This is a genomic window from Streptomyces sp. NBC_01317, assembly GCF_035961655.1.
Lineage (GTDB): Bacteria > Actinomycetota > Actinomycetes > Streptomycetales > Streptomycetaceae > Streptomyces.
On the sequence record NZ_CP108393.1, the window covers coordinates 1,083,859 to 1,101,108 of the forward strand.

Genomic DNA, 17,250 nt, shown 5'->3' on the forward strand with positions numbered 1-17,250 from the left:
CGTGACGGACACCGCCGCCTCTCCGGCGCTCGCTCTTCAGGACCTGCACTCCTCCCTCACCGACCCGGTGCTCGACGCGATGAACTTCCTCAACGAGGTCGTCGCCCGTTTCCCCGAAGCCCTGTCCTTCGCCCCCGGCAGGCCGGCGGAGGGGACGTTCGAGACGGACGACATCGCACGCCACCTGCGTTCCTACACCGACCACTTGGAGCAGGGCCTCGGCTGGTCCAGGGACCAGGTGCGCACCCACCTCTTCCAGTACGGACGCACCAAAGGCGTCATTCACGACCTCATCGCCCGCACCCTGGCCAACGACGAGCAGATCCACGTACCGCCGGAGTCGATCGTCGTGACGACCGGCTGCCAGGAGGCCATGCTGCTCACCCTGCGCGCGCTGTTCGCCGGGCCCCAGGACACGCTCCTGGTCAGCTCGCCCTGTTACGTCGGCATCACCGGCGCCGCCCGGCTGCTCGACATCGCGACCCACCCGGTGCCGGAGAACTCCGACGGCCCCGACCCCGAGGCGTTCCTGGCCGCCGCGCGACGGTTGCGCCGGGCCGGCAAACGGCCGCGAGCGATATACGTGGTCCCTGACTTCGCCAACCCCTCGGGCACCAGCATGACCGTGGCCGCCCGCGAACGGCTGCTCCAGGTCGCCGCGGAGGAGGACCTGCTGATCCTGGAGGACAATCCCTACGGGTTCTTCGTCCGGGCCGGATCCGCCCGCCCCACGCTGAAGTCGATGGACCGCGAACGGCGGGTCCTCCACCTGGGATCGTTCGCCAAGACCGCGATGCCCGGCGCGCGCGTCGGCTATGTCGTCGCCGACCAGGAGGTCATCGGCCCCGACGGCCGGCGTTCCCTGCTCGCCGACGAGCTGTCGAAGATCAAGAGCATGACGACGGTCAACACCTCGGCCATCAGCCAGGCCGTCGTGGGTGGACTGCTCGTGGAGTGCGACTGCCGGCTGCGCGAGGCCAACGCGGGAGCCATCGCCCACTACACCGCCAACCTGACCACACTCCTCGGTGAGCTGGAGCGGCACTTTCCCGAGAAGCGCCGTCGCGCGCTGGGCCTGAGCTGGAACGAGCCCACGGGTGGCTTCTTCCTCGTCGTCGATGTCCCGTTCGTCGCCGACGTCAAGGCCCTGGAGCACTCCGCGCGGGCCTTCGGTGTGCTGTGGACACCGATGAGCGACTTCTACACGGAGGGCGGCGGGGAGCGACGCCTCCGGCTCTCCTGCAGCGCCCTGACCGTCGACCAGATCGTCGAGGGCGTGCGGAGGCTGGCCCGGTTCGTCGAGTCCCGGGCAGCCGATGCCGGGACGGCGGAAGGCCTCTGACCGAGCGGAACGAGAAAGAGGGCCCGGCGACACCAGCCGGGCCCTCTTTCTCGTTCCATGACTCTAAAAATGAACGCACGGTCGTGCTAATGTCTCGGTTCGGATCGTCATTCGTGAAGGGGCTCGCATGGAAATCCGGAAGCTCGACCGGACAGCTGTGTCGGAGACCGTGCGTCTGGTGGAACAGGCCGCCCCGCGCGACTGGGACCTGCCGACGCCCTGTGAGGGCTGGACACTCCGCGATCTCGTGGCCCACATGACGGGCCAGCACCACGGATTCGCGGCCGCCGCTTCCGGGGGCGGCGACGACCTCGCCGTGTGGCAGCCGGGTGTGCTCGGTGACGACCCGGCGGCGACGTACCGTGCCGCGGCCCGGACCGCCATCGACGCCTTCGCCCAACAGGGCTCGTTCACCCGGGAGTTCATCCTTCCCGAGATCAGCACCACCAGACGCTTCCCCGCCACGATCGCGATCGGGTTCCATTTCCTCGACCACGTGGTCCACGGCTGGGACCTGGCCCGCACACTCGGCGTTCCGCTGGACCTCGACGACGAGGTCGCCGACGCCGCCCTCACGTTCGCCCTGCGTGTACCGGACGACGCGCGCAGGCTCGTACCCGAACCCCTTTTCCGTCCTGCCGTACCCGCGGCGCCCGGCGCGAGCTCTCTCGACCTCGCCCTGGCAGCGCTCGGCAGGTCGCCCGACTGGTCCGCCGCGACGCTCCGGTAGTCACGGCGGCCTCCGGTCCGTCCGCTCTTCATGTACCGAGTCCGACACGCACGGGGAGACACCTTGATAGCCGAACTCAAGCAACATGTCGCACGGCGCCTCGATCTGACGGAGGAGGAGGTGTTCGCCGGACAGCCGTTGTCGGAGGTCCTCGTCGCCTCACCGAACGCGGTCAACTCCATCGATCTGCTCGACGCGTTCGCGGGCGCGCTCGCGGACACCGGCTTCGACGAGGACGTCGAACTCCCGACGATGACCCTCCAGCACTCCGCGGAGGACATCGTCCAGGCCCTCGGCAAGCAACTCGCACCCAGCTCCTCCTGAACGGCAGTCCCTCCCGAACGGAAGGCGAGACACATGCTGATCATGACCGACATCGTCAAGGAACTTCGCGCAGGGGCGACCCTCACCGACGTGTTGCGCGCCCAGCACAGCTACCACGAGCAGCGCCGCTGGTCGTCCGACGAGATCTTCGGCAGGCGCCGCCTCACGAACGCGGGCCAGACCGACAAGGCCGCGCTGTGGCACGCCGCCCGCGCCGAGCTCACCACCCAGCCGGCCGGCATCCGGCTCGCCGTGGACGGCGTCAAGCTCGCCAACGAGATCCGCGAGTCCAACCCCCTGGGCAGTGACGTCCTGCACATCGCCGCCGCCTGGTCGGCCCGCTACTGGCTGGAGGAGGAGGCTCACCACGAGATCTCCTTCGGGCGGCTGATGGAGATGACGGGCATCGAGGCGATCGAACAGGAGGAGGTCGTCGAATGCCGCGGTCCCCTCCCCGTCGACAACTACGCCCGGGTCTGCATCCTCCAGGCCTGCGTGGAGATCGAGGCCTGTGTTTCCTACCAGCACGCGGCACGCACGAGCAAGGACGAACTCGTGCACGACGTCTTCCACACGGTCATGAAGGACGAGGTGCAGCACCGGCAGTACTTCGCCGCCTTCGCCAAGGCCCTGCTGGATTCCGGCGTCTACCCCGTCAAGGACGTCCTGTCGATGGCGTACACCTGGATCCGCCCCGACGGCGGCGAGACCTTCGGGTCGACCCGCGAGGCCCAGACCGACCGCAAGGGCTTCGTCAACTGGTGGGAGCGGGTCCGCACCGACGAGGAGGACGAGTTCCGCCTCGCGGACGACGCGCTGCACGAGGGCTCGGTGCACGCACGCAAGCTGAGCAGCGTGTTCGCTCTGGTGCGGGAAGTCACCGGTATCGAGACCCGATCCTACGAGGACCTGAAGCGTGCCTACTTCGCCAGCCTACGTACGAACGATGTCGACCGGATTCGATCTGCAGTCAGTCGCGGAACTCGCTCAGAAGCCGCACTTGCGGGATAGCGGGGCCGTGTTCACGGAGCGGGAGCGGGCACACTGCCGCTCCCGCCCCGACCCGGACGCCTCACTGACGGGGCTGTTGTCGGCCAAGGAGGCCTTCATCAAGGCCCTCAGCTCGATGGGCGGTGCGCCGGCGTGCACCTTCCCGGAGATCGAGGTCGGCCACGGCCCCGCCGGGCAGCCCCGGCTGCGACTGCACGGACAGATCGCCCGCTGGTGCCAGGAGTGGAATATCGCGGCGGAGTTGTCGATCAGCCACACCGGCGGCATGGCCGGCGCCGTGGTCGTCCTCCTGGCCGGGCCGACGACGAGCGGGACGACGAGCGGGACGACGAGCGGGACGACGAGCGGAGAGCACCCCTCATGACAACCGTCACACCACCGGTGCTGGAACACACCTGTGAAGTCGGCCTGCGCGCCAACGACTTCGACTGGGCGGGGCACCTGAACAACAGCGTCTACCCGCAGCTTCTGGAGACCGGCCGCTGGGAGTGGGGGCTCGCCCACGGTGCCGACGCGCGCGGGGGCACGCAGGTCGCCGTGGTCCTCCAGCTCCACCTGGACTACCTGCAGGCGGTCGACTGGGATCCGGTGGGCCGCCTCGTCGTCCGCACGTCCCTCGTGGACCGGACCGCCTACAGCTTCACCCTCGCCCAGGACGTTGAACTGCCCGACGGCACCAAGGTGGCCAGGGGCCGGGTCCGTCTCGGCCTCATGGACCGGGACACCAAGCGCGTCCACCGGGTCGACCTGAGTGCCATGCTCGCCGGTGCCGGGGACACGGCATGACCGACAACACCGCGGAAACCGCCGGAGACACCCTTTCCCGGGTCCTCGTCCCCCGGGCCGACCGCGCGGGCGCGACCGTCACCTTCGGCACCTCGGCCCGGCGGGAGCGGCTGACGCACTCGGAGTTCGCCGCGCAGGCCGCGGCGGCGGCCGGCGGATTCGCCGACCAGGGCGTACGTCCCGGGGACCGGGTGCTGCTCCGCCTCGGCAGCTCCCGCGAGAGCCTCCTGGCGCTGCTCGGACTGATACATCTGGGCGCGGTCCCGGTCTCCGTGAAGCCACGCGTGCCCGGGACGGTCGTCGAGGAGTACCTCGCCACCGTGGCGCGGCAGATGGGCACGAGGTACGCCTTCCGGATCTCCGGACCCGGCCTGAGCGAACTCGGGCTGGAACTGTTCCCGAGCGTGTCCCCCGAACCGGCACCGGGACAACCGGAGGACCTCGCGTTCGTCCAGTACACGAGCGGTTCCACCGGCATGCCCCGCCCCATCCGGCTCAGCCACCGCGCGGTACTCGGCAACATCGAGGCCCTCCGCGACGTCTCAGGCATGAAGCCCGGCCACGCCGGCATCATCGCCCTGCCGCTCCACCACGACATGGGCCTGATCGGCGTACTGACCGGACTCGTCCAGGGCGCCGACGTGGTCCTGGAGGAACCGGGCACCTTTCTGCGCAGGCCTCTGGCGGCCCTGCGTCTCGTGCGGGACGCCGAGCGCGTCCACAGCGCCTTCCCCGACTTCATGCTGCGCTACCTGGCGAAACGGATCTCGGAGGCGGCGGAGCGGAAGGAACTCGATCCGGGGCTGTTCCGGGCCTGGAGCACCGTCTTCTGCGGGGCGGAACCCATCCGCAGGGAATCGGTGCGCACCTTCCTCGACGCCGCCGGGCCCTGGGGGTTCGACCCGTCGGCGCTGGTCTTCTGCTACGGCCTGGCCGAAGCGGTCCTGATGGCCACCTCGCACCGCCTCACGGACCCGGCCACCGCGTTCCGCACCCGGGGCCCGGTCTCCACCGCGTGTCTGGGCACCCCGATCCCCGGCCTCGGTCTGCGGATCGTGGACGACGCGGGACACGAGTGCCCGGAGACGGGCACGGGCCGCGTACAGCTGCGCGGGGACACCCTGTTCGACGGTTACGACGGCACCACCGACCACAGCACGACCTGGTTCGACACGGGAGACCTGGGCTACCTGGACGGGGGCCTGCTGTATCTCAGCGGCCGGCGTTCCGACCGGGTCTCCGTGAACGGAGCGAACATCTTCGCCATGGACGTCGAACAGGTCGCGGCGACGGAGCCGGGGGTCGCCGAGTGCGTCGTCCTCCCCCACGGAGCCTCGTACGCCGTGGTGGTCGTGGCGGAGCGCGGACAGCACGTGGACACCGACCGGGTCGCGGCCCGTATCACCGCGGACTTCGCCGTCGCTCCGGAAGCGGTCCTCCAGGTGACGCACAGCGCCGTCGTCCGCACGGCGAGCGGCAAGCCCGCGCGCGCGTTGATGACGGCACGACTCGAAGAAGAGGGACTGCTCCCTCAGGCGGCGACGGCCGCCCCCGCCTGAGACGGCCCTCCCGTCGTGTGAACCGTCGGGCAGACGCGGACCGGCCGCCACGGCGGCGTCCGCCGCGGGTCCGGCCGTCGTACCGCCTGTCGCCGCGGACGCCCCCGACCTGACGGCGGATCGGGGGCGGGCCCGCACACCTACGTCGTCCGCAGGGCCCTCACGGGCCGACGACCGCGGTGTCCCGGTAGGCGCTCGTGAGCTCGATGTCCTCTCCCAGCAGACCACGCAGGATGAGCCCGATGCTGTCGATGAGGGCACGCATGGCGACCGGGTTGATGATCGGCTCCAGACTGGGGATGCCCATGTCGAACTCGCAGGAGAACAGCACCACCGCGTCGTCGCCGGTCTGCCGGACGTCCCAGGTCCCGACGAACCGGGCGAAGTCCCCGGTGAGCTGTTCGAAGGTGATGGTCCGGGCGGGGGCGTCGATGACGTCCCGTTCGGTCCAGCGCAGGACGCCGCCGCGGAAGTTCACCGCCCAGGCGGAATCGACGGTGCCGACGTCGTCGGCGGTCACCGTGACCCCGCGCACGGTGTCGGTGTGGTCGGCGTATCGCTCGAAGTCGCGCACGCGGTCGAAGACCTCGTCCGCGTCCCGATCGCTGAGCAGTCCCTCGACATCAATGAAGCAGGGCAAGGCAGGTTCCTTCCTGAGTGGAACATCATGGGCCCGGCCGATGCCGGCCGGGTCAGCCGAGGACCAACGGTCCGCCGGCGAAGGCCGTGCACAGCGCCTGGCTGGACCAGGCACGCGACGGCGGGTGGAACTTCAAGGCAGCCGCGCACGCGGCCAGATATGACGTCTCGTCACTGGAGACGTACGACATGCCGCCGAGCGACTCCAGACAGCGCGGCACCACCCGGTCGATCGTGTCCTGCACCGAGAACCGGACCACCAGCGACTGCAGCAACTCCGGCTGCCCCACGGGACCGTCGCCGTCCAACACCGACGCGGCTCCCACGACGGCACCCATCGCGGCCTCCAGCTCCACCAGGATCCGGGCCCGCTCGACGACGTCCGTACGCTCCCGGGCGAGCACCCGTTCCGCCAGCGCGCCGGCCATGCCCAGGTACGAGGCCGCCATCATCAACTCGAACCAGATGAAGCCGACGCTCTGGACCGTGTCCAGACTGCCGTCCTCGCTCAACTCGGTGCGGACCACCATGTCCGCCGGCACCCGGACGTCCTCCAGCCGCACCTCGTCGCTCTCGGCACCCGCCAGCACGCTGGTGCCCCAGAACGGGTGTACCGAGATGCCGGGGGTCGAGGCCGGGACCAGCGCCACGGCGAGCTGCGGGCCGTTGCCGGTTTCCAGCGTCACCGACGCGGTCAGCAGATCCATCGACGCGGACAGGCTGCAGGGCTTCTTGGCCCCGTTGAGAACGATGTCGTCGCCGTCCTGCCTGGCCGTGATGGAGGACGCGAGGATCGACTGTCCCGACCTGCCCTCGGCGAACCCGGAGGCCATCAGCAGCTTCTGGTCGGCGACCGCCTGGAGCAGCATCCACTCCAGGCCCTTGGTGGCCTCGTACGCCTGGATCAGCCCCGCGACCGAGAAGTGGTGCATGGTGGTGGCCACCGCCAGGGACGGACTGCGCGAGGCCACGGCACGCTGCAGGCGTACGGCCTGCACGGCGCTCGCCCCCAGGCCACCGTGTTCCGAGGGCACCAGGAGGCCGGGGCCACCCGCCTCCTTGAACAGGGTCAGTGCGGGACCCTGCGGCCGTTCCCGTTCCTTCAGCGGGAGGGAGGCCAGCCGGTCGTCCAGTCCGGGCAGGAACATTTCCAGAGTCTCGCGCTCCGGCTCAAGAAACCGCATTGTCGTCTCCTACGGGTCCGGGCCAGGGTTCGCCCGCGAGCGTGCTGTCCATCCATCTGCCGATCTCCCTGGCGATCGGCTCGGGCCGGTTGGCCCATGCGGTGTGGCTGAGTCGTCCGGCGTGGTGCCAGCGGGACACCTCGGCGCCCGGCAGCAGCCGGCAGAGCGCGTCCACCGCGCCGGCCGGGGCCAGCAGGTCGCCTCCGACCGACACCGCCAGCACCGGCAGGCGCAGGCCCGCCATCAGCTGCTCGTAGTCGACGTCGGCGCCGACCGGTCGGTAGCGGCCTGTACGGGCCGTCCGAGCCCAGTCGCCGACCAGCACCCGGGACTGACGGCCCGCGAAGCGCAGCATGTCGCCCGGCCAGTAGCCGCGGAGCCGGGCGATCGCCGCGACGGTGTGGGTGCCGAGGAGCGGAATCAGCCCGGTCAGTCCCGGATAGCTGCGGAAGTACGGCGTGCCCGCCGCTACCAGCAGTACGCCGTCCACCGCGGACGGATTCCTGGCCGCGTACATCAGGCCGATCTGCCCGCCGATGCTGTGTCCCAGCAGGAACACCGGGCTGCCCGGCGCCCGTTCGCGGAGGGCGCCGACCACGGCGGGGTAGTCCACCGTGGCGAGTTCGTGGTAGCCGTACCGGGCCGAGGAGTCCGGCCGGGGCCGGCTGTCGCCCTGCCCGCGCAGATCGACGACCGCCACGCCCAGGCCGTGCGCCGCCAGTGCGGCGGCGAAACGCCGGTAGAACCGAGCCCGTACACCGAGTGCGGGCCACACGGTCACCAGCGGGGCGCCCACCTGCCCCGGCCAGTGGAGCACCGCCAGTTCGGCTCCGTCCGGCAGCGGCACCGTCAGCCGGTCGGCCCCGGTGTCCGCTGCCGGACGCCCGTACCGATCACTCACTCGCTCATCCCCATGTACGCCAGACGGGCGGTCTGGGTCTCGACGGACCACCGCAGAGCGGTGCCGATCCGTTCGTCCGGAGTGGTGTCGAGCAGCCGGCGGCCCGCCCAGATCTCGCGGTCGCCGATGACGTCGGCGAGCTGCCGGATGCCCTCCTGGAACAGTTCCTCCCGGCGTTGCAGCACCGCGAGCACCGGTAGCTCGGCCCACAGCTCGTTGCCGCGCCGGACCACGTCCGCCAAGTGCCCCTTGAGTGACGGGTCACGCTCCAGGTGCCGCTTGACGATCTCGCTGCCGACGGTCAGGTGCCGGATCTCGTCGATGCCCGCTCCGCGCTCCACGCTCGCCGCCGCCGGGTCGACGAACTTCCACTTGTGCTCGCTGAGTTCACCGGTGGGCGCCAGCACTCCCTCGACGAGGATGGTGAGAACCGCGACGCCGGAGACGAAGGCGTGCGGCCCGTTCATCACCGACAGGCCGAACTCCTCCAGCGGGTCCAGGACATTGCGCCGGTGCTCGCCCGCGTACTCCTCGATGACCTGGTCGAGTTCCACCTGCGGGACACCGACCTCCACCATGTGCGCCCGGAATGCCTGGGCATGCCTCGCCTCGTCGAGGAGCTGGGTGGCGAAGAACTCCATGGACTTCACGTCCGGAGCGTTCTGCACCAACGAGGTGATGGCGCGTGCGGCCTTGTCCTCGGCGATGGAGCGGAAGGAGAACTCGAGGAGGAGCGCGTCACGCAGCGGGCCGGGCTTGAGCATGTGGTCGGGCGTCACGGCCTCCGGGCGGTGACCGTTGACCAGCCCGACGAGCGTGCCCTGGGCGACGTTGGCCAGCCAGTAGTCCAGGTCGCACTGCTCGGGGCTGAGGGTGAGTTCCCTGGCTCCGGCCAGCACGTCCGGAGCCAGGTCCCAGTCCGTCTCGGGCGCGATGTTCTTCGTCATCTCGGGGTCCTCGGGGTTGTCGGTCAGATGGCGTTGGTGATGCGGAAGAGCTGCCAGAGGGAGGAGGGCCGGGGTCCGCCCCTGAAGGCCACGTACTCGGGTTCGATCACCTGCGGCGCCCATTTCAGTTTGAACGCCTGCTGGGACCTGGCCGGGTAGACGAACGTGCCCCGCTCGGCGATCTGCCGGACCATGCGGCTGAGCACCGGGCTGGCGTTGGCGGGCTCGTCGCCCAGCCCGGCGAACGGGGTGAGTCCCAGATGGAGCCACTCGCTTCCCTCCTCGGTGAACGTCCGCAGGGCGGCATGGTTGATCAGTTCGACCGTGCCGACCGATGCCTGCGGCGTGCGCCGAGTCAGGTCGTACAGCCAGCCGGGACGGCTGCCGTACACCGGCGAGTAGGAGACATAACCGATCACGCTCCCGCCCCGCTCGGCCACGAACAGCCGCCGGTACGGGGTGCCCCGGCCGGTGCGTTCGCCGACCAGGAAGGTCATCCGCTTGACGTGCCGGCCCTTGTCGCGCAACCAGCTGCGGTCGATCTCGTCCAGTTCGGGCGGCGGGTCGGCGGCCGGCACCTCACGGACCGACACGTTCTCGCGCCTCGCCCGGGCCGTGTTCTGACGGATCTTGGCCAGCGCCTTGCCCTTGAGCGAGAAGCGTGTCAGGTCGATGCTGTACGAACTGCCCAGCTGGTTGACCGTCCAGTCGGGGCCCGCCAACACGTCCAGGTCCGCGGCCCGGACCTGGACGGCCACCAGCTGCTGCCGACCGCCGACCACCCGCTCCTGGAACTCGGCGAGGAGCGCGCCGCGGTGCTCGGCGGGCGCGAACGGTCCGCCGAAGACGAACACGGTCGCGCCGCGCCGCCGGTAGGAGATGACACCTGGTACCGACGCGGAGGTGAAGTGCTCCACGCCGTCGTTGTAGGCGAGGAATCCGCTGGGGTGATCGGCGTACGTGCTGATGTTCTCCAGGGCGTCCGGCTGTGCGGCCGTCATAGGGATCGCACCTGCGCCCGCTGCGCGGCGTGGAAGGCTTTCTGACGGCCGGTCTCGAAGTGCTCGAACGGCTCGGCGATCGGCTTGGCGTAGTTGCCCAGCAGGCCGCGGTCGCCGAACAGGTGCAGGGGGACGACCAGCAGAGCCCACTCCGGGCCCACCAGCCAGACCCACAGCAGGATCACCGCGCCGGCGGACAGCCAGGTGTGCATGACGTTGTAGAGGATGTGGAACACCGGGTGGATCCGCCCGTCCTCGGACAGGGTGTAGGCGATCAGGCCCGGGATGTAGCCGATGATGTCGATGTAGGCGAACAGCAGGATCGCCGGGCCCCAGCGCACCTCGTCGACGTGCCACAGGAAGGCGACGGCGGCCACGGCGAGGACGCCGAGGTACTCCGCCCGCGTGGTGCGGTAGTTCTGCGGGTGCCCGAAGGCTTGCTCCGCGCTCATGGTTTCCTTCCCCCGTCTGGGCGGTCAAGCCGTGGCGTAGACCTTGTACCGGCTCTGGATCATGTGGCGGATGGATGCCCGCCATGCGTTCTCGCTGGCCTTGCCGTCCGCCGCGGACTCGCAGCCGGGGATCTCGGTCAGCGAACTGGGGATCGGGTGCTTGTGGAAGAGCACGGCGCTCATGTCCAGCAGCCGGTCGAGCCGTGTCTTCGCCGCGTCGGGTACCACGTCGAAGAACGCGGGGCGCACCAGGCGTTCCACGATGTCCGGGGAGAGGACCCGCAGGGGGTTGACCGTGATACCCCGGGCGGCCGCCTCTTCGATGATCACTTCGGTCAGCCGGTACGTGGTCAGGGCGTGGACCCCGCTGCTGAGCCAGTACTCCCCGTCCCGCACGTCCCTGTCCAGCAGCGTCACGACGGCCCGTGCCACCACATCCTGGGGGACGAAGTCGACGTAGCCCGCGGGATCGCTGGGTACGAAGGGCAGCCGGTTGCGCATGACGTTGTGGGCGAAGGTGTGCAGCCCTTGCGCCTCGGAGATCTCACCGGTGACGGAGTCACCGATGATGATCGACGGACGTACGATCACGGCCTGGGCGCCGCTGTCCCGGACGGCCTTCTCGCCGGCGAGTTTGGAGGTCACGTACAGCGAGGGACTGCTGCCGGCCCGGCCGGCCTGGTCTCCACCCGCTGCCCGGATCTCCTCCGCGCGCGCTACGTACGCCGTGCTGACGTGGATGAGGGGTGCGCCGGCGTCGACGGCGAACTGCGACATGCCGCGGGCGCCCTGCACGTTGAGGGTGTCCATCTCCTCCGCGGTGCTGCTGAACTTCACCATGCCCGCGGCGTGGATCACGACGTCCACCTCGGCGCAGAGCTCGTGGTAGGTGGCGGCGTCGAGACCCAGCAAGGGCCGGGAGACGTCCGCGGGCACCACCCGGTGGCAGCCGGAGGGCTTGTTTCGATGGGCCAGGGCGATCACGCGGTGGTGCCGCAGCCGCGGTATGAGTGCGGTGCCGAGCACTCCGGAGCCGCCGGTGAGCAGAACGGTCTTGTTCGGCGTTGCCATGTCGTGATCTCTCGCAGGCGTCGGATGGACTGGGTGGAGGTCTCAGAACTTCTTCGCCATGGCGGCCAGCGCCCCGTCCACCGCTTCCAGCAGCTGGATCTCCTCGTCGGGGGTGATGACGGCGGGCGGGGTGATGCGTACGACGGGGTGCGCGTTGAGCGAGTGATTGACCACCACGTGGCGGTCGACCAGCTCCAGCAGCAGTTCCCCGGCCTGGCTCGCGTCGACGAGTTCGAGGCCGATGAGCAGGCCGGCACCGCGCACCTCCAGGACCAGGTGGGGGGCCCGGTCGGCGGCTATGGCGCGCAGGCCGGCCAGCAGCCGGGCGCCCGCCCTGTCGGCCCGGTCGACCAGTTCCTCGTCGCGGATCACCTCGATGGTGGCGCGTGCCGCGGCCATCGCGATGGGCGCCCCGGAGTAGGTGGATGTGTGCAGGAAGGGATCGGCGTCGAAGGGAGCGAACACCTCCGGGGTGGCCAGCGCCGCCGCTACCGGAACCACTCCCCCGGACAGGGCCTTGCCGATCAGCAGGATGTCCGGCCGTACCTCCGCGAGATCGCAGCCCCACCAAGCGCCCAGCCGTCCCAGTCCGGTCATCACCTCGTCGACCACCAGGAAGGCGTTGTGCTCGCGGCACAGGGCAGCCACTTCCTTGAGGTAACCGGGGGGCGGCATGATCACGCCGGCCTCGCTCTGTACCGGTTCGACCACGACGCAGGCGTCGCCGCCGCCCGCCACGAGGGCTGTGGCCAACGCCTTCGTGTCACCGAAAGGGACGTGCTGCACGTACGGCAGCAGCGGCCGGAACGGATCCTGGTAGAAGGAGTTCGCCGTCAGGGACAGGGCTCCGACGGTCTTGCCGTGATAGCCGTTCTCCATCGAGATCAGCCGGCGCTTTCCGTGGGCCCGTGCCAGTTTGATGGCCGTCTCCGTGGCCTCGGTACCGGATCCGGAGAAGTGGACCCGGTCGAGCCCGGCCGGTGCGACGGAGGTCAGCGCCTGGGCGGCGAGTCCGACGACGGGGTCGAGGAAGAGACGAGTGGAGAGGGCCTGCGTCTGCGCCTGCTGTTGTACGGCCGCGACGATGTGCGGGTGCCCGGCTCCGGTGAAGAAGACGCCGTAGCCGCCGCAGTTGAGGAATTCCTGGCCATCGGTGGTGGTGACGCGGGCGCCGGACGCGGACTGCTCGACGAGGTTGCCGAACATCGCCGCGAGTTGGCTGCGGCCTCGGCTCAGGTGCGCACGGTGAAGGGCGATCGCGTCATCGGCCGATATACCGCCGGACCGTTCGGATGTGTTCATTCCGGTGTTCGTCTCCAGAGAGGTGGTGCATTGTTCACAGCGGCAGTTGACAACGGCGCGCGGACAAGGCTTCAAGCTCTCTCCGCCACCGCCCTGAGCCTGCTCAGCGTGGCGCGCATGCCTTCCCGGTTGACCTCTGTGCGGCGCTTCGCCGCGGTGCCCGTGAAGACCAGACCGAGGAGTTTGGCGACCGGGGCGCTGCGACCGGTTCGCAGGTCTTCCCAGTACTCCGTCACCAGGCAGCCGGAGTCCCGGTCCTCGAAGCGGTAGCCCCACAGTGCGACCGGCATCCCGAACGTATGAACTGTGAAGGCGAAGTCGCGTGGGCATTCGGCGCGCACGACGGTGCACGAGGTGAACCAGAACCACAGGCGCTTGCGGTTCCACCCGATGAACCGTGTTCCCGGCTCGAACCGTCGGCTGCGGGACCAGGCACCCACGCACTCCGGGCTCCACTCACCCATGCGCCGGACGTCGCTCACCGCACGGTAGACGGACTCGGCGGAAGCCCTGACTAAGATTCCCTCCTCGACCCGCGCTGCGTGATTCATCAATGCTCCAAACGCATACGGAAGATGCTGATCTGGAATTGACTCGAAGTTCCACCGGCGTACGGCTCGGCGCCCGGGGGACAGGCCCGTCAGGAGACCCGCGGCACAGCCCGGGCCGGCTCCGCGAGAGCGGCGCAGGTCCGCACGGGGTGCGCGCGGCTTCGCCCGGCACATCCCGGGCCGGCCGGTCGCAGGTCAGGGAGAGTCGACACGGAGGGCCTCTTCTCCCTTGAGCATCTGCCACTTGTCCGGTCGTCCGACCCAGTCCTCGGCGTCGGCGAGCGGCGCGACATCGGTGGTGGCCAGCGGCAACTGGAGTGCGAGCCGGGCGTTCCACTCAAGGGCCGGTTCGAGCTCGGGCGGCAGTTCGCCCTCCGGGTAGATGGCGTCGGCCGGGCACGCCTCGACGCAGTTGCCGCAGTCGATGCACTCCTCGGGATCGATCACGAGGAACGTGCCCGCCTCGCGGAAGCAAGCGACCGGGCAGTAGGTGATGCACTCGGCGAACTTGCAGTGCACGCACTGTTCGGTGACGACGTGAGTCACGCGACGCCCTCCTGATACGCGGTCGGTACCGCTGCCAACTCCGGGTGTGCGTCGACGAATCGGTGGCCGTCGGCAAGTCCGATGCCGTACGCCTTGGTGAGTCCTTCGGCGCTGGCGACGGCGTAGTCCACGCCCAGGTCCTTGAGGTCGTGGTCCGGCTTGACAACGAGGACGCGCGCCCCGTCGAGCTCGGATCCGTCGACGATCTCCTCGGAGGCGTAGAGGTCACGGAAGAGCGGGAACGGGTCGGAGCCGATCGCGATCAGCACGCCCACGTCCCGGGCGGCGACCTCACGCGCCGGACAGGAGCAGGTGTACGAGGCGTCGATGTAGGCCTCCCCGTCGACCTCGGCGGGGATCGCCCAGGCGTGCAGCATGCGTGTCGAGGCGTAGGCGACCGCGTCGTGGTTCTCCGGCGTCAGGCGCGGCCGGCCGGTGCCGGGCTCGCCCTGTGTGGAGAACACGGCGGGGGCCAGGTTCTGCTCGACCCAACTCCGGTCCCCGGTGAAGATGTTGCGCAGCAGTTGCCTGCCGAGGGCCTTGGCACCGGGACCCTGGGTGACCTCGGCGGCGGCCTCGTCGGTGACCTTGCTGGTGGCCAGCAGGAACTCCGGGGCGCCGGGCCGGAAGAGCCCCTCGCGCAGAGTGGGACCGTACTCCATGATGCTGTCGAGGGCCACGGTGCTCATGCCCTTGTCGACGGCGCCCGCGGCGGCGCCCAGCCAGTAGTCCACACCGACCGCACGTGCCCGGCCGATCGCGGCCAGGCCACCGGACAGCCCCGACGACGAGGCCGTGCCGTACACGTCGGCGCGCAGTCCGCGCTCCTCGAAGGCGGAGAGCACGCCGTGCCCGTAGACCCCCTTGAGCATGCCGGAGGCGACCGCGATGCCGAGGCGCGCCCATGGCGCGCTCCCGCTCGTGGTTCCCGTGTCGGTCACGACCTGGCTCCCTTCTCGGGATGCGCCGTGCCGGCGCTCTCCGTGGGCCGACCCCTGAGGAGCTTGGCGTCTATCTCCGCGTTCAGAAAGTCCTTGAACCGCTGGTTGGGACCGGCGGGCCGATCCTCCGCCGTCTCGGGACGGAGAAGTACGTGATACGCGAGCGTCATGACGTCCTCCAGAAGGGAGTGCTGACATCAACACAGTAGCACGACCGTGCGTTTACTTTCTTGGTCCGACGCTGCGATCTTCCATAAATATGAGCGAACGGTCGTGCTAGTATTTTACTTCCTCAAAACGACCTGGAGACGCTTGCCATGGATCTCGTGACGTCGGCCGTCGACCCGGCCCCGAGCCCCGAAGGGCAGAAGCTGTTCGACCTCTTCCGCCGACCCCAAGGACGCTCTCGGCCACGGCCCGTGGAACGGGCCGCCATCGAGAGCGCGCGGACCGACGAGCTGACCGTCGGCGGCACGACGGTCGTCACCTACGCCTGGGGCGACGGTGAGCGTCCGGTGCTGCTGGTGCACGGCTGGGAGTCGCGCGCGTCGCGTTACGCCAAACTCGTCGCCCGGCTGGTCAAGGTCGGTTACAGCCCGGTGTCCTTCGACGCGGCGGGTCACGGGGAGTCCGGCGGTGACGGCACGACCCTCCTCGAATACTGCGCCGTCATCATGGAACTGCACCGCTCGCACGGAGACTTCGCGGCCGTCGTGGGCCACTCCTTCGGCGCCCTGGCCACCTTTCTGTCACTGCCGCAGGGGCTGCGCACGGAGCGGCTCGTAGCCATCAGCGCCGTACCCGACTTCGACTACCTGGTCGAATCGTTCTGCAGCAAGGCGGGAGTGGGGCCGCGGATGGAGGACGAGGTCCGCCACCGTCTGGAGCGTGAGCTCTACCCCGGTGAGGACATGTGGACACGATTCTCGGTCGTGCACCACGCCCCCCTCGTGAACGTCCCGCTCCTCCTGATCCATGACGAGAACGACGAGGCCGTCGGCGTGGAGCAGGCGGAGCGCATCGCCGGGGTCTTCGGTGACCGCGCGCGCCTGGTCACCACCCACAGGTTCGGACACCAGCGGATCCTCGGGTCCCCCCATGTCGTCGACGAGATCGTCCGGTTCGTCACCGGCGAGGAATCCACCGCCGCCCGCCGGCAGACAGAGGTGACAACACGATGAGCGGTCTTCTCGCGGGCAAGCGTGTCCTGGTGACGGGCGTCCTGATGGAATCCTCGATCGCCTTCCACACCGCCCGGCTCGCCCAGGAGCAGGGCGCCGAGGTGATCCTCACCGGTTACGGCCGGATCAGCCTCGTCGAGCGCATCGCCAAGCGACTGCCGGAGCCGGCTCCTGTCATCGAGCTCGACGTCCAGAACGAGGAACACCTGGAGAGCCTCGCCGACCGCGTCCGTGAGCTGGCGGGCAAGGACGCGCGCCTCGACGGCGTCGTGCACTCCATAGCCTTCGCCCCGCAGGACGCGCTGGGAGGCAACTTCCTGGCCACCGGCTGGGAGTCGGTGGCGACCGCCGTCGAGGTGTCCGCCTACTCCCTCAAGTCGCTCGCCATGGCGTGCCTGCCGCTCATGAAGGAGGACGGCGGGGCGATCGTGGGTCTCGACTTCGACGCGAGCACGGCCTGGCCCGGGTACGACTGGATGGGGGTGGCGAAAGCGGCGCTCGAGGCCACCTCGCGCTATGTCGCCCGTGATCTCGGGCCGCTCGGCATCCGCTGCAACCTGGTGGCCGCGGGACCGATCAAGACCATGGCGGCCCGGAACATACCGGGGTTCGAGACCTTCCGCGAGGTGTGGGAGACCCGTGCCCCCCTGGGCTGGGACCTCTCCGACCCCGAACCGGCGGCGCGCGGCGTCGTGACCCTGTTGTCCGACTGGTTCCCCCGGACCACGGGCGAGATCGTGCATGTCGACGGTGGTGTGCACGCGATCGGTGCGTGACGGAAC

The 17,250-nt window shown here is 69.7% G+C and carries 21 protein-coding genes; 9 read left to right on the forward strand and 12 right to left on the reverse strand.

Going from position 1 to position 17,250, the window contains the following annotated elements; genetic code table 11:
• Position 1 precedes the first annotated feature (1 nt).
• The 7 genes from OG349_RS04590 (at position 2) to OG349_RS04620 (ending at position 5,752) form a co-directional block, all read left to right on the forward strand.
• Positions 2-1,342, forward strand: a complete 1,341-nt coding sequence (locus OG349_RS04590) for an aminotransferase-like domain-containing protein (RefSeq protein WP_327233357.1) — start codon at positions 2-4, stop codon at positions 1,340-1,342.
• Positions 1,343-1,469: 127 nt separating this feature from the next.
• Positions 1,470-2,072 (forward strand): TIGR03086 family metal-binding protein, encoded by a 603-nt coding sequence (locus OG349_RS04595; RefSeq protein WP_327233358.1) that lies wholly within the window; start codon positions 1,470-1,472, stop codon positions 2,070-2,072.
• Positions 2,073-2,135: 63 nt separating this feature from the next.
• Positions 2,136-2,396, forward strand: a complete 261-nt coding sequence (locus tag OG349_RS04600; RefSeq protein ID WP_327233359.1) for a hypothetical protein — start codon at positions 2,136-2,138, stop codon at positions 2,394-2,396.
• A gap of 33 nt (positions 2,397-2,429) precedes the next feature.
• Positions 2,430-3,407, forward strand: coding sequence for a hypothetical protein (locus OG349_RS04605; protein ID WP_327233360.1), 978 nt, complete (start codon positions 2,430-2,432; stop codon positions 3,405-3,407).
• Complete coding sequence (locus OG349_RS04610; protein WP_327233361.1) at positions 3,343-3,771, forward strand: holo-ACP synthase; 429 nt, start codon at positions 3,343-3,345, stop codon at positions 3,769-3,771. The genes OG349_RS04605 and OG349_RS04610 overlap by 65 nt, the downstream gene beginning before the upstream one ends.
• Positions 3,768-4,193: an acyl-CoA thioesterase gene (locus OG349_RS04615; protein ID WP_327233362.1), complete on the forward strand. Its 426-nt coding sequence runs from the start codon at positions 3,768-3,770 to the stop codon at positions 4,191-4,193. The genes OG349_RS04610 and OG349_RS04615 overlap by 4 nt, the downstream gene beginning before the upstream one ends.
• A complete protein-coding gene (locus OG349_RS04620) occupies positions 4,190-5,752 on the forward strand; it encodes an AMP-binding protein (RefSeq protein ID WP_327233363.1) in 1,563 nt (520 codons plus the stop codon). Before OG349_RS04615 ends, OG349_RS04620 begins: the two co-directional genes overlap by 4 nt.
• Before the next feature lie 160 nt (positions 5,753-5,912).
• Here OG349_RS04620 and OG349_RS04625 read toward each other — a convergent pair whose 3' ends face one another.
• From OG349_RS04625 to OG349_RS04680, 12 genes are all read right to left on the reverse strand, one after another.
• Positions 5,913-6,392, reverse strand: a complete 480-nt coding sequence (locus OG349_RS04625; protein WP_327233364.1) for a type II toxin-antitoxin system RatA family toxin — start codon at positions 6,390-6,392, stop codon at positions 5,913-5,915.
• A 52-nt stretch (positions 6,393-6,444) separates the two neighbouring features.
• The gene (locus tag OG349_RS04630) at positions 6,445-7,575 is read right to left on the reverse strand and encodes an acyl-CoA dehydrogenase family protein (RefSeq protein WP_327233365.1); all 1,131 of its coding nucleotides are present in this window, start codon (positions 7,573-7,575) and stop codon (positions 6,445-6,447) included.
• Positions 7,562-8,476 (reverse strand): alpha/beta hydrolase family protein, encoded by a 915-nt coding sequence (locus tag OG349_RS04635; RefSeq protein ID WP_327233366.1) that lies wholly within the window; start codon positions 8,474-8,476, stop codon positions 7,562-7,564. Before OG349_RS04635 ends, OG349_RS04630 begins: the two co-directional genes overlap by 14 nt.
• Positions 8,473-9,423 carry a VlmB-like protein gene (locus OG349_RS04640; RefSeq protein ID WP_327233367.1) on the reverse strand — a complete coding sequence of 317 codons (951 nt, stop codon included), beginning with the start codon at positions 9,421-9,423 and terminating at the stop codon, positions 8,473-8,475. The genes OG349_RS04635 and OG349_RS04640 overlap by 4 nt, the downstream gene beginning before the upstream one ends.
• 23 nt (positions 9,424-9,446) lie before the next feature.
• A complete protein-coding gene (locus OG349_RS04645) occupies positions 9,447-10,424 on the reverse strand; it encodes a bifunctional lysylphosphatidylglycerol flippase/synthetase MprF (RefSeq protein ID WP_327233368.1) in 978 nt (325 codons plus the stop codon).
• Entirely contained in the window at positions 10,421-10,876 is a 456-nt protein-coding gene (locus OG349_RS04650) for a hypothetical protein (RefSeq protein ID WP_327233369.1), read from the reverse strand. The genes OG349_RS04645 and OG349_RS04650 overlap by 4 nt, the downstream gene beginning before the upstream one ends.
• A 24-nt stretch (positions 10,877-10,900) precedes the next feature.
• The gene (locus tag OG349_RS04655; protein WP_327233370.1) at positions 10,901-11,947 is read right to left on the reverse strand and encodes an SDR family oxidoreductase; all 1,047 of its coding nucleotides are present in this window, start codon (positions 11,945-11,947) and stop codon (positions 10,901-10,903) included.
• Positions 11,948-11,989: 42 nt separating this feature from the next.
• Complete coding sequence (locus OG349_RS04660) at positions 11,990-13,249, reverse strand: aspartate aminotransferase family protein (protein ID WP_327233371.1); 1,260 nt, start codon at positions 13,247-13,249, stop codon at positions 11,990-11,992.
• A 71-nt stretch (positions 13,250-13,320) separates the two neighbouring features.
• Positions 13,321-13,800 carry an SRPBCC family protein gene (locus OG349_RS04665; RefSeq protein WP_327233372.1) on the reverse strand — a complete coding sequence of 160 codons (480 nt, stop codon included), beginning with the start codon at positions 13,798-13,800 and terminating at the stop codon, positions 13,321-13,323.
• A gap of 195 nt (positions 13,801-13,995) precedes the next feature.
• A complete protein-coding gene (locus OG349_RS04670) occupies positions 13,996-14,346 on the reverse strand; it encodes a 4Fe-4S dicluster domain-containing protein (protein ID WP_327233373.1) in 351 nt (116 codons plus the stop codon).
• The gene (locus OG349_RS04675; RefSeq protein WP_327233374.1) at positions 14,343-15,287 is read right to left on the reverse strand and encodes a hypothetical protein; all 945 of its coding nucleotides are present in this window, start codon (positions 15,285-15,287) and stop codon (positions 14,343-14,345) included. Before OG349_RS04675 ends, OG349_RS04670 begins: the two co-directional genes overlap by 4 nt.
• The gene (locus tag OG349_RS04680) at positions 15,284-15,457 is read right to left on the reverse strand and encodes a hypothetical protein (protein ID WP_327233375.1); all 174 of its coding nucleotides are present in this window, start codon (positions 15,455-15,457) and stop codon (positions 15,284-15,286) included. Before OG349_RS04680 ends, OG349_RS04675 begins: the two co-directional genes overlap by 4 nt.
• A gap of 147 nt (positions 15,458-15,604) precedes the next feature.
• On the opposite strand from OG349_RS04680, the gene OG349_RS04685 reads away from it, so the two are divergent.
• Both OG349_RS04685 and fabI read left to right on the forward strand, forming a co-directional pair.
• The gene (locus tag OG349_RS04685; RefSeq protein ID WP_327233376.1) at positions 15,605-16,468 is read left to right on the forward strand and encodes an alpha/beta hydrolase family protein; all 864 of its coding nucleotides are present in this window, start codon (positions 15,605-15,607) and stop codon (positions 16,466-16,468) included.
• Complete coding sequence (gene fabI, locus OG349_RS04690; protein ID WP_327233377.1) at positions 16,465-17,244, forward strand: enoyl-ACP reductase FabI; 780 nt, start codon at positions 16,465-16,467, stop codon at positions 17,242-17,244. The genes OG349_RS04685 and fabI overlap by 4 nt, the downstream gene beginning before the upstream one ends.
• The last annotated feature ends 6 nt before the right edge of the window (positions 17,245-17,250 follow it).